The organism is Cupriavidus oxalaticus (assembly GCF_038900635.1).
GTDB lineage: Bacteria > Pseudomonadota > Gammaproteobacteria > Burkholderiales > Burkholderiaceae > Cupriavidus > Cupriavidus oxalaticus_B.
Genome location: NZ_JAYMRX010000034.1, coordinates 15,726 through 27,194, shown reverse-complemented (window position 1 = coordinate 27,194; position 11,469 = coordinate 15,726). Strand labels below are relative to the sequence as shown.

General features: G+C 65.2%; 8 protein-coding genes. 5 read left to right on the top strand and 3 right to left on the bottom strand.

What is annotated here, in order from left to right; genetic code table 11:
• Nucleotides 1–6: 6 nt before the first annotated feature.
• Nucleotides 7–1,854 carry an FAD/NAD(P)-binding protein gene (locus VSR71_RS32010; protein ID WP_342917576.1) on the top strand — a complete coding sequence of 616 codons (1,848 nt, stop codon included), beginning with the start codon at nt 7–9 and terminating at the stop codon, nt 1,852–1,854.
• Nucleotides 1,855–1,893: 39 nt separating this feature from the next.
• Here VSR71_RS32010 and VSR71_RS32005 read toward each other — a convergent pair whose 3' ends face one another.
• Nucleotides 1,894–2,796, bottom strand: a complete 903-nt coding sequence (locus VSR71_RS32005) for an acyltransferase (RefSeq protein WP_342917609.1) — start codon at nt 2,794–2,796, stop codon at nt 1,894–1,896.
• A 403-nt stretch (nt 2,797–3,199) separates the two neighbouring features.
• Here VSR71_RS32005 and VSR71_RS32000 point away from each other — a divergent pair, with 403 nt between their 5' ends.
• The 4 genes from VSR71_RS32000 to VSR71_RS31985 all read left to right on the top strand — a co-directional run bounded on the left by VSR71_RS32000 (nt 3,200) and on the right by VSR71_RS31985 (nt 9,479).
• Nucleotides 3,200–3,583 carry a hypothetical protein gene (locus tag VSR71_RS32000; protein ID WP_342917575.1) on the top strand — a complete coding sequence of 128 codons (384 nt, stop codon included), beginning with the start codon at nt 3,200–3,202 and terminating at the stop codon, nt 3,581–3,583.
• Between the two features lie 238 nt (nt 3,584–3,821).
• Entirely contained in the window at nt 3,822–6,431 is a 2,610-nt protein-coding gene (locus tag VSR71_RS31995; protein ID WP_342917574.1) for a type VI secretion system Vgr family protein, read from the top strand.
• Nucleotides 6,421–8,259, top strand: coding sequence for a lipase family alpha/beta hydrolase (locus VSR71_RS31990; protein WP_342917573.1), 1,839 nt, complete (start codon nt 6,421–6,423; stop codon nt 8,257–8,259). The genes VSR71_RS31995 and VSR71_RS31990 overlap by 11 nt, the downstream gene beginning before the upstream one ends.
• 80 nt (nt 8,260–8,339) lie before the next feature.
• Nucleotides 8,340–9,479, top strand: a complete 1,140-nt coding sequence (locus tag VSR71_RS31985) for a T6SS immunity protein Tli4 family protein (RefSeq protein WP_342917572.1) — start codon at nt 8,340–8,342, stop codon at nt 9,477–9,479.
• A 19-nt stretch (nt 9,480–9,498) separates the two neighbouring features.
• Here VSR71_RS31985 and VSR71_RS31980 read toward each other — a convergent pair whose 3' ends face one another.
• Nucleotides 9,499–10,707 (bottom strand): alpha-D-ribose 1-methylphosphonate 5-triphosphate diphosphatase, encoded by a 1,209-nt coding sequence (locus VSR71_RS31980; protein ID WP_342917571.1) that lies wholly within the window; start codon nt 10,705–10,707, stop codon nt 9,499–9,501.
• Between the two features lie 24 nt (nt 10,708–10,731).
• Nucleotides 10,732–11,469 (bottom strand): phosphonate C-P lyase system protein PhnL, encoded by a 738-nt coding sequence (gene phnL / locus VSR71_RS31975; protein WP_342917570.1) that lies wholly within the window; start codon nt 11,467–11,469, stop codon nt 10,732–10,734.

Here is an 11,469-nt window from a genome sequence, read left to right as displayed (position 1 = left end):
CATCCGATGACGATCACGCGCAGAGACTTCCTCAACGGCACCGCGCTGACCATTGCCGCCGGGCTGGCACCGGTGCAATGGCTGCATGCGCAGCAGGGCGGGGCGGCAAGCGCCGGCTATCCGCCGGCCCTGACGGGGCTGCGCGGCAACCATGCCGGCACGTATACGCTGGCCCACGGCCTGGCGCGCGAGGGCGCCAAATATCCCGTGGTGCTGGCGCGCGAGGCCTTCGACCTGGTCGTGGTCGGGGGCGGGCTGAGCGGACTGGCGGCGGCATGGTTCTACCGGCGCCGTTTCGGCGCCGCCCGGCGCATCCTGATCCTCGACAATCACGACGACTTCGGCGGTCATGCCAAGCGCAACGAATTCACCGTGCGCGGCCAGCGGCTGGTCACCTATGGGGGCAGCGCCGAGATGCCGCCCGGCGCGGCCAGCGACGCTGCCATGCGCGAGCTGCTGGCCGGCGTCGGCCTCGATCCCGCGCGTCCGCCGGCCATGCCGCCTTCCGACCCATATGCCGCGCTGGGCATGGGCCGAGCCGTGTTTTTCGATGCCGAGCATTTCGGCCGCGACCAGTGGATCGGCGGCGATCCGTTCGGCGAGCTGGCCGATGCGCGCAATGGCTTGCGCGCGCAGGGGCCCGACGCCGCGGCCTTGCAGCGCTTCCTCGAGCAAGCGCCGCTTCCCGCGGCGGACCGCGCCGCGCTGGCCCGCCTGGCGGCCGGCACCACCGACTACCTGCCCGGGCTCGACGGCGCCGCACGTGCCGCGGCGCTGCGCACCATGCGCTACGCCGCCTTCCTGCGCGACAAGGCCGGCCTCGGCCTGCCGGCGCTGCGCTTCCTGCGCAGCCGCAGCAATGATGCTTATGCGCTCGATGCCGACGGCATATCGGTCGCCGATGCCATCGCGATCGGGCTGCCCGCCGGCGCCAACATGCCCGCGCCGGCGCCGAACACCCGGCTGGGCAAGTCTCCGGCCTCGCGCCTGTGGTTCCCGGATGGCAACGCTTCGCTGGCGCGGCTGCTGGTGCATAGCCTGATTCCCGGCGTGGCGTCGATTGCCACCCCCGCCGACGTGGCCGCCGCCGCCTTCGACTACAGCCGGCTGGACCGCGACGGCGCGCCCGTGCGCCTGCGCCTGAACAGCACCGCGATCGCGGTCGAGCCCGATGGCAATATCACGCGCGTGACCTACGGCTGGAGCGGCAACCTGCACCGTATCGAAGCGCGCCACGTGGTGCTGGCCGGCTACAACATGATGATCCCGTACCTGCTGCCGTCGTTGCCGGCGCCACAGAAGGCGGTGCTGCGCGACGAGGCCAAGGCCCCGCTGGTCTACACCAAGGTGGCGCTCGATAACTGGCAGGCCTTCGCCGCGCTGCGCGCGCGGCGCATTCACGCACCGGCCATGACGTACACCGACCTGTGGCTGGAGCCGCCCGCGGGATCTCGCCCGTCCGACCCGGCGGTGCTGCACATGCTTTATGTGCCAACCGTGCCCGACAGCGGCATGCGCGCCCGCGATCGCTTCCGCGCTGGCCGCGCCTTCCTGCTGGGAACCCCGTTCGATGCGCTCGAGCGAGACATCCGCGCGCAGCTGGACCGGATCCTTGGGCAGGCCGGCTTCAGCGCCGGCAAGGTGATCCGCGGCATCACGGTGAACCGCTGGGCGCACGGCTACAGCTATATGCCGGACAGCGTGGCCGGCGAGAACGTGGCCGCCGACGCCGCCTGGCCGAACCTGGCCGGGATCGGCAACATCAGCATTGCCAACAGCGACAATGCCGGCAGCCCGTCGGTGACGGCGGCGGTCAGCCAGGGCAAGCGGGCGGTGGAGCGGTTGCCCGGCTAGCGGGGGCGGCGGCTGGTGTGGCCGGTTGATGCGCGGCGGTCAGCCGGCCGGCCGGGTCGTCAAGGCCTCGATCTCGTCGTCCTTGGACTGCCACTGATGCGCCAGCCAGTGGTGGAATTCCGTGCGGAACGCCTTGTCGGTGGCGTAGTCGGCCTCGCAGAAAGCCGGTGGCACCGCCAGCTGGTGCATGCGCACCACCACCATGCCGGCCCGGCCGCAGGCCAGGTCCCAGAAGCTCGGCACGCCGTCGGGATAGGCGATGGTCACGTCGATCATCGAGCGAAAGCGGGTTCCCATTGCATTCAGCGCCACCGCCAGTCCGCCCGCCTTGGGCTTGAGCAGGTGACGGTACGGCGACGCCTGCGCGGCGCGCTTGGCCTCGCTGAAGCGCGTGCCCTCGGCAAACACCATCACGCTGGTCGGTACCAGCGAGAATTTCTCGCACGCGCGCCGCGCAGTTTCCTGGTCCTGGCGCCGCAGCGCCGGATTGCGGCGCAGTTCCGCCTTGCCATGGCGCTTCATGAACGGAAAGTCCAGCGCCCACCACGCCAGCCCGATCACCGGCACATAGATCAGCTGCTGCTTCAGGAAGAATTTCAGCAGCGGGATGCGCCGGTTCAGCGAGCGCTGCAGCACAAAGATATCGGCCCACGACTGATGGTTGCAGTTGACCAGGTACCAGTCCGCGTAGCGCAGCCCGGTATTGCCCTGGATATCCCACGGCGCCTGCTGGATCCGCGCAAACCAGCCGGTATTCCCGGAAATCCACGCCGTGGCAATGCCGTTGAGTACCGGATCGATGCGCCGGCGGACCGCGGCGAACGGCAGCACCAGCTTCAGCAGCGCCAGCGGGAACAGCAGCAGGCACCAGAACAGGGTGCTGGCAACCAGCAGGATCCAGCTGACGATGCCGGTGATCCATGCAAGACGGCCGCGCGGCAAGGGCAGCGGGCGATGGGACGTGGGCGGGGCGCTGGCCTGACCAGCATTGGCGGCACGGGGCGTGCCGGATGGCGAGGTAGGAAAAGTCATGGATGACAGTTTGCTAGCGCTCGGCGAATAAAGGCTTGAGCAGAGTCAAGGCGGGCACTACCAACATGGAACCGCAGGGCTCAGTGCGCCGCCAGTGCCTAGTGTACGACAGCAAGCGGATCTGGGATGGCGCCAGAGGCACCTGCATCGGCGGGGCAACCGGATCAGGCTGAGCCTTGCGGAAGACGCAGACCAACGCCGCCTGGAGCGTCTATGCTTTGAGCAAGGGCTTGCCGGACGCAATGCGGGGCTACGCCGGCAACAATGCCCTGCACACGCTCCCCGCCATGCACAACGGTACGGCGGTGACGACATGAAACGTGTTCACGCCCTTGTCGCAGCCAGCGCGATGCTGGCTGCCTGCGTTTCGACGGGCGTCAACGTCCGGCAGGAGCACCTGGAGAACTTCCTGCTCGATTTCTCCACGCTCGACGACGTTACCGCGCAACTGGGCGAGCCCACCTCGCAGACGACGCTCAGCAATGGCTCGACCATCCTGATCTATTCCTTCGCGAGTTCCCGGCCGCATCCCGAGAGCTTTATCCCGTTCATCGGACCGCTGTTTGCCGGTGGCTCCATCCGATCGTCGACAGTGCTGCTCGAGTTCGACGAGAACGGCGTGCTCAGGAGCCAGCGCAGGACCATGTCGACCAGCGCGTCGGGGGTGAGCTTGTTGCCGGAGGATGCGTTGCCGTAGGGCCGCCCTACATTTCCCGCGGCAACGGAGAAATATCAGCGTCCGCCGTGCGAATTCAATTTGCGCTCCTGTCTGCGTGTCAGTTCGGAAGATTCTGAATTTGCCCAGGTACGATCAAATGTCGCGATAGTCGAGTCTCTTCGGGCATGTTCTGCGGATAGCATCGGTTTCACTCCGCAGAAGGTGCTTGACGTGTTTTCGGGCGCCCTGTGGTTGTCTTCATTGCAGGAGTGCCCGCATGAATGTCCGCGATTATCTGCCCATCTCCGCCCGCACCGTCACAGTCTGCGGCCCGGCATTGCCGCATGGCCGCGGCGCATCGCCGTTTGCTTTCGTACGCCTGCAGGGCAAGGAAGGGCTCTGCGGCCTGTTCGAGTACGAGATCGAGCTCAAGACCTCCGACAAGGATTTCAATTTCCACGGCCAGGAAGGCAATTTCGACTTGCGCGAAATGAATGGTCGGGAGTTGACCGTGCATATCCAGCTTGATGGCATGGGAACCGGGCCGGCGGGCCGCATCGGCGCGGGCATCCGCGAAATCAGCGGCATTGTCGATCGTGCCCGCTACCTGCGTGCCGAAGGGCGGCACTTCGTCTATGGCCTGACGCTGCGTCCCTGGCTGTGGCTTGCCACGCTGAACAAGAACAGCCGGATATTCGAAAACCGCACCGACATCGACATCATCGAGGAGGTGCTGTCCGCATACTCCTTTCCCGTTGAGCGCAGGCTGGATGTGGCAAGGTACCCCACGCGGGTCTACCGGACCCAATGCGATGAGAGCGACTACGCCTTCATCGCCCGCCTCATGCAGCACTGGGGCATCTCATGGTTCTTCGCGCATTCGGAGGGGAAACACCGCCTTATCCTGGTCGACCATGTCGGCGGCTATTCCAGGATGCCGAGCGAGGCCTATCAGGTGCTTCAAGTCCATCCGCCCGGCGTCAGGATCGACGAGGAACACCTAGACGACTTTTCGGTGGTCGATGCCGTGGTCGCCGGCAAGTACACGACCAATGCCTACAGCTTCACTCAGCCGCGTGGCAATCTGACCGCCAGCAGCGCCGATGCGCGCGAAACGGGCCAGAACACCGGCGCGCTGCATCAGGAGGTCTACGACTTTCCCGGCGAGCATGCGCAGCCAGCGACGGACAACCGCCCATGGGATGAAGGCGAGATGATCGCCCGCATCCGCATGGAAGAGATTCGTTCCCGGGGGCTTCGCTGCTTCGGCGAGGGCAACCTGCGCGCTGTCGTGCCAGGGCACACCCTGCACGTCAGCGGGCATCCACAGCTCGCCGCCAACCGCGAGTATGTGGTGCTGGACACGCACCTCAGGGTGGAAGACGTGGCGGAAGCCTCCGGCGAAGGCCAGCGGTGGCGCTGCAGGGTGGCATTCGAATGCCATCCGGCACACGAGGTTTTCCGCCCCGCGCGGAGCGTGCCGTGGCCCGTGGTGACTGGTCCGCAAAGCGCGACAGTGGTGGGGCCGGAGGGCCATGCCGTATGGCCCGACCGCTTCGGGCGTGTACGCGTGCAGTTTCCATGGGACCGGTTCAACCGGATGTCATGCTGGGTCCGGGTGGCAACGCCATGGGCGGGCTCCGAGCATGGCCAGGTCGGCATTCCCCGCATCGGCAGCGAAGTGCTTGTGATGTTCCTGGATGGCGGCAACCCGGACAAGCCTATTGTCATGGGCGCGGTGCCGAACAGCCTGAACATGCCGCCGTGGCAGTTGCCGGACCAGCACGCCTTGACCGGCATTCGTAGCCGGGAACAGGACGGTTCGGGCAGCGGCCATCTGGTGTTCGACGATACCAAAGGCGAGATCCAGTCCCAGCTGTCCTCCGATCATCAGCGGTCCCAACTCAGCCTGGGCTATCTCACCCGCATCGAGGACAACCGGGGGCGGCAGGATCATCGGGGCGAGGGCTTCGAGCTGCGTACCGATGGGCACGGCGCCATACGCGGCGCCGACGGCCTGCTGGTCAGCACCGAGGCCCGGCCCGATGCCAGGGCGCATCACAAGGACATGGGCGAAACGGTGGATCGCCTGCACCATGCGCAGCACGCCCATGACACCACTGCACAGCTTGCACGGCACCACCAGGCGCAGGACAGCGAGCAGCAGGCCGTCGCTACGGCTCTCAAGGCTCAACATGAGGAAATTCGTGGCTCGGGCGAGGTCAACGGCGAACTGACAGCGCCCCATCTCGTGCTGGCTGCCGCTGCCGGACTGGTTGCGACCGCTGCACGGTCCACCCACTTGCATAGCGGCGACCATCTGGCCGTCACGACCGGCAAGCATGCGTCATTCGCCAGCAGCGGCGGCTTCTTCGCCAGCGCGGCGCGGCGCATTGCGCTGTTCGCGCACAGCCTGGGGATTCGGCTGGTGGCCGCGACCGACCACATTGCGCTGGAAGCGCAGGGCGGCGACATCAAGGGAACCGCGCGCCGCAACATCCATTTTCGGGCGCTCGGCGATATCGTCCTTGAAGCCGACCAGGGCATCCTGTTCAAGGTCGGGCAGACCTACCAGCGCTGGACGCCTTCGCAGATCGTGGAGGGCATGCACGGGACAAGGCAGATTTACGCCGCCGGAGTCAGTCTCGATGGCCCGAAGGGTATGAGCCCTGGCGCGCTGGCGTTGCCGCACAGCGATTTCGACCAGGAGGTGTACTTGCACTTGCCCGACGGCTCCCCAGCCGGGAACCGGAGATTCCGCCTGACGCAGTCAGATGGCAGCGTGATCGAGGGCGTCACCGATGTGGACGGGCTGACCAGGTTCCAGCAAAGCCAGGGCGCGGAAAACGTCATGATCGAGATCCTGGAGGCAGCAAGTGGCCAATGACCGCATCCATCTGAAGACTGGCGAAGAGATTGGCGGGCGCGCCGGCGCCACCATTGCCCTGACGCCTTCGACCGACAAGCGCCGTGTCAGCTTGCCGGTGCCGCCGGAATGGGTCATTCCGATCATTTTCATTCCTGGCGTGATGGGATCCCATCTGCGTATGAGCCGGAAACGTCAATCGGAACTTGAGCGAGACAACAACCGGGCCTGGCGGCCAGACGAGAAGATCGACAGCCTTTCCCGCCGCGGAGACTCCCCGAAACGCCGGCAACTGAACTTCGATCCCGACGAGACCGAGGTCGATCGCTATGAAATCACTGAAGACGCGGGAAAGTTCGACCTGATGGGCGAGGCGACTGCAAATTCAGACAAGCGGCACCGCAATGTTCCGGATGGCCTGCCCGATATCGGCTTGCTGATGAGTGCTCCCTTGCCCGTTGCAGCGGAGCAATGGAAAGCGAAGCGCGGCAGGCATGAAGCCACCGCAGCGCAGAAGGCCCGCTGGCGCGGCTGGAGCGAGGTCATGTTCGAATCCTACGGCACGGTCATCAAACTGCTGGAAGCGAGGATGAACGATCTGCTGGCACCAACGGGAGATGTGTCGCTGGCCTGGAAGATGCCGCTGAGCATACCGGTGCTGGGCGTGGATCCAGCGGAGTGGGGCGGGGCAGGCAAGCCCTTGACAGAGGATGAGATCCGGCGGGTCGGGAACTGCTGGTATCCGGTCTATGCCATGGGATACAACTGGCTGCAAAGCAACGGCGTGTCGGCGGGCAAGCTTGCCAGGCGCATTGACGAAGTGATCGCAATGTACCAGGCCAACGGGCGCCGTTGCGAGAAGGTCATCATCGTGACGCATTCGATGGGCGGGCTGGTTGCCAGGGCGATGTTGAACCCAAAGTACGGCAATGGGGTCGACAAGAAAATCCTCGGCATCTATCACAACGTCCAGCCCCCTGTCGGGGCGGCGGCGGCCTACAAGCGGGTACGCTCCGGCTTTGAGGATGCGAAAGGTAACCTGGTGGCAGCCATCGAACGCGCGGTGATCGGCAAGACCGGCAAGGAAGTCACAGCGGTTTTTGCCAACGCACCAGGGCCATTGGAGTTGCTGCCGAGCGCTTCTTATCCGCGGGGCTGGCTACGTGTCCAGACCAGCGAGTACCGGCAGGTGATGGCGTTGCCGATTACTTCGGACGAACCGCTTAAGATTTATCGTGGCGAAATGCAGTTGCATAAGACCTTGGGGACAACAAGGCCTGCAGCGCCAATAGCCGTTGGGGACCCCCTCTACGACATTTACGCCCGAGAACCTGATGCGTGGTGGCGCCTGCTGAACCCGGAGTGGGTGAATCCTGCCAACAAAAGATATGAAGGGTTCAACCCCTATAGGTTGGCAAGGAAGCGGATTGCCGAAGCGCAGAGGTTTCACATTGATATCCAGGACCTCTACCACCCCACCACCTACGCTAGCTATGGCGCAGACCCTTCGCAGAAGGCCTTCGGTACGGTCGCATATCGCGTGAATGCAACAGATCTGGAAAGGTTTGGCGATCCGCTTATGTGGAAGCTTGTCAGTGAAGACGGGGAAGGGCGCATGGTGGTGCGGGCCCAAAATCGTCACACCCTGCAACTCAGACTTGAGCCGCCCATGGATGCCGGCGATCAGACTGTTCCCAGCGAGGCATCGGCATCGCGAGTGCGCGGCACGGTAGTCTTCCGGCAATCCGGCTATGAGCACCAGAACAGCTACAACAACGACAAGGTTCTCGCATCATTGTTGTACTCACTCGTCAAGATCGCCAATACCGCGCCGTGGTGGAAACCATGAACTGCTGCCGCAAATTTCCTGCAATGCTGGCATGTCTGCTGTTGGTTGCTTGTCAACCATACTCATACAAGGAGAACGGTGTGCCGAACGAAGTTGAACTATCAGCACGTCTGCAAGCTCTGTTTGCCAAGACCCGACAGGTTTGCTTCGGACGATATGTCCTCGAAGTGCCAACCGAAGCCAAATTGATATTTGGACCGCAAGACTTCCCCGGCAAGATTGTGACGCACGTCGCGGCAGCAGACCGCTTGACTGAAATGGCGGAGGCCTATCGCAAAATGATGCTGGACAAAGATGACACAGCGAAGGTTACCTATTTCGGTCCAAGTGCCAAAGCAGGAAGCATGGAAATCCGCTACTACGAAGACGACCTTTCTGTGAAATACGACCTTGAGGGGGCGCACACCTTTGCTTCCGCGGGCAATCATTTGTACGAATGGTTCTACGGCGGAGAAGAAATTGCACCGCTGGTTCGTGGCCTGCGCGCCCGCGACAACACTGAAATTCCCAGCGATCCCGGTGTTTGCATCGACCACGGCTTCATCGCGGACAGCAGCGGCGTACACCAGGAAATCATGGGCGCAGGCATCGCAATCCCAAGCCTGCCGGACGTCAGCTTTTCGGTCGACTCCAACAAGCTGGCGAGCGTGGATGGTGCAAATGGCGAAGGGTTGCTCGCTTCCATTGCCGCACAGAAGGCGGACCTCGGCGAGCTCTACCCGAAGTTGACCACTTTGCGCGAAGGCAAGCGCATCGTGGGCGTCTGGCAAGGGGAGGAATCCCTGGTCCGCCGCGCAGACGGCACCCACGATTTCGAGTGGGAAGCCGTCGGCAAGGAGCGCACCACCCTGCATCCGTCGTCCATCGGCGCAAAGATGTACACCAAGGTGGCAGCCAACCGCATCGGCGCGGCGGACCAGGCGTCGCTGAGCGATGATGAGGCCGTGGCCCTGTGGGACAGGCTCCTCAGCGGGCTGCGTTTCCGCGTCAATGCGCCGCCGACGCAGACTGGCAAGCCTGTCACGGTGCGATCGGGGCAGATCGCGCCGCTGTCAGGCATGTGGCGTGCGTCGCTGCCGTCCGGCCACCCCATGGCGGCGCGGGTGGCCGGCAAGCCCGGCGTGGTGCGCCAGGCAGGCACGCCGATGATCAGCTTCGGGCTTTCGCCGTCAGATGAAGCACAGGTTGTATGGACGTGGATGGGCGAGGCCAGCCCATGAACGCATGCCGCGCGGATGGTCAGGCCAGCGCATGCATTTCCTGCCGCCGGGACGTTTCCGTAGTCCCGGGCTGGCCGCAACGGTACCCCGCAGCAAACACCATCCGCCCCCCCGACCACGTATGGGTGACCATCGGCTGGCCGGCCACGCTGGCCACGGCGATCACGTCGGCACGCAGCCCCGGCGCCAGCCGGCCCCGGTCGCGCAGCAGGCAAGCTTCCGCGGGGTTTGCCGTCACCAGCGCCAGCGCTTCGTTCAGCGGCAGTTCGGCCTGCCGTGCGGCGGCATAAGCCGCGGCGATCAGCGTTGACGGCTGGTAGTCCGAGCACAGGATAGTGCCGACGCCGGCGTGGATGGCGTCGATCGCGCGCATGGACCCGCTCTGGCTCTTGCCGCGCAGCACGTTGGGCGCGCCCAGGATGGTCGGCAGTGCCTGCGCGCACGCGGCTTGCGCGGTTTCCAGGTTGATCGGGAATTCGCTCATGCGCACGCCCAGCGCCTGCATGGCGGCGATGCGCTGCGGCGAATCGTCGTCATGACTGGCTGTGGGAATGCCGAGGCGGTGCGCCTGCGCCACCAGCCGGTTGACGCGTTCATGCGCGCCGTCCAGCGCGGCAGCTTTCTTGTCGGCGGCGTCGGCGGCTTCCTCGCGGGTCATGCCATGGTTGCCCATCATGTAGGCGAGGTAGGCGTCCAGCGTCTTGAACTGACCCTGGCCAGGCGAGTGGTCCATTACTGACAGCAGGTCGACAATACCCTCGGCCATCAGCATTTCCAGCACCGGCACGGCGCTGGAATCGGTCACTTCATAGCGGCAATGGATGCGGTTGTCGACCAGGCTATGGCTGCGGAACGCGGCCACGGTGCGCACCAGCGTGGCCGCGGTGTCGACGTTGCGCACGCCGAAGTGGTTGCCGGCAAAGGAGAGCGCGTGGTACGGCGTGGTGATGCCGGCTGCGGCGTTGCGGCGATCGACTTGTGCCACGGCGAAATCCAGCGGGAACAGCACGTTGGCGCGCGGTTCCACCTCTTTCTCGATGGCATCGCAATGTACGTCGATCAGCCCGGGCATCACGGTGTGGCCGCGCAGGTCGATCACGTCGGCGCTCGCAGGCGCGGCAGCCGGTTCGATGGCGGCGATATGGCCGTCCTCGATCAGCAGTGCGCTGTCGTGCAGCATGCGGTCGGGCAGTACCAGGGTGGCGTGCGTCAGGTAGGTTGCGGTCATGTCCGGCTCCGTTGTTCTGGACAGTTACTGGCAGTTGGGGGCAAGGGCGGCGGCGGGCTGCAGCGGCAGCAGGCGCGTGGCCACGGCGTCGCGTACCGCCTCGTCGTGGAAGATGCCGATCAGCGCGCGGCCGTCGGCCAGTGCTTCGCGGATCAGCTCGACCACGACCGCGCGGTTGTCGGCATCGAGCGAGGCCGTCGGCTCGTCGAGTAGCAGGATGGGGTGCCCGCCGATCAGGCCGCGCGCGATGTTGACGCGCTGCTGCTCGCCGCCGGAGAACGTGGCCGGTGGCAGTTCCCACAGCCGGCGCGGCAGGTTGAGCCGTTCCAGCAGCACCTCGGCGCGCTCGCGCGCTTCTTCATGGCTGGTGCCGCGCTGTTGCAGCGGATCGGCCACCACGTCCAGCGCCGACACGCGCGGGATCGCGCGCAGGAACTGGCTGACGTAGCCGATCACGTCGCGGCGCAGCTTCAGCACGCGCTGTTCGGGGGCGCTGTTCAGCTCGACCCACGGCTCGCCGTCGGCGCTGGTGTCGCGCAGGCGGATGCTGCCTTCGGTGGCCAGGTAATTGCCGTAGAGGCAGCGCAGCAGCGTGCTTTTGCCGGTGCCGGAAGGGCCCGACAGCACCAGGCATTCGCCGCGCGCGGCGTCGAAATCGATCGCGTTCAGCACCGGCAGGCGGATGCCGCCCTGGTTGTGCAGCGTAAACATCTTGCCGAGGCCGCGCACCTCGACCAGTTTCTGTGCATTGTCTGCTTGCAT

What these genes read in the sequence shown, in the direction of transcription:
- VSR71_RS32010 (WP_342917576.1), top strand. Translation starts at nt 7, where the DNA reads ATGACGATCACGCGCAGAGACTTCCTCAACGGCACCGCGCTGACCATT.
- VSR71_RS32000 (WP_342917575.1), top strand. Translation starts at nt 3,200, where the DNA reads ATGAAACGTGTTCACGCCCTTGTCGCAGCCAGCGCGATGCTGGCTGCC.
- VSR71_RS31995 (WP_342917574.1), top strand. Translation starts at nt 3,822, where the DNA reads ATGAATGTCCGCGATTATCTGCCCATCTCCGCCCGCACCGTCACAGTC.
- VSR71_RS31980 (WP_342917571.1), bottom strand. Translation starts at nt 10,707, where the DNA reads ATGACCGCAACCTACCTGACGCACGCCACCCTGGTACTGCCCGACCGC.
- phnL (WP_342917570.1), bottom strand. Translation starts at nt 11,469, where the DNA reads ATGCAAGCAGACAATGCACAGAAACTGGTCGAGGTGCGCGGCCTCGGC.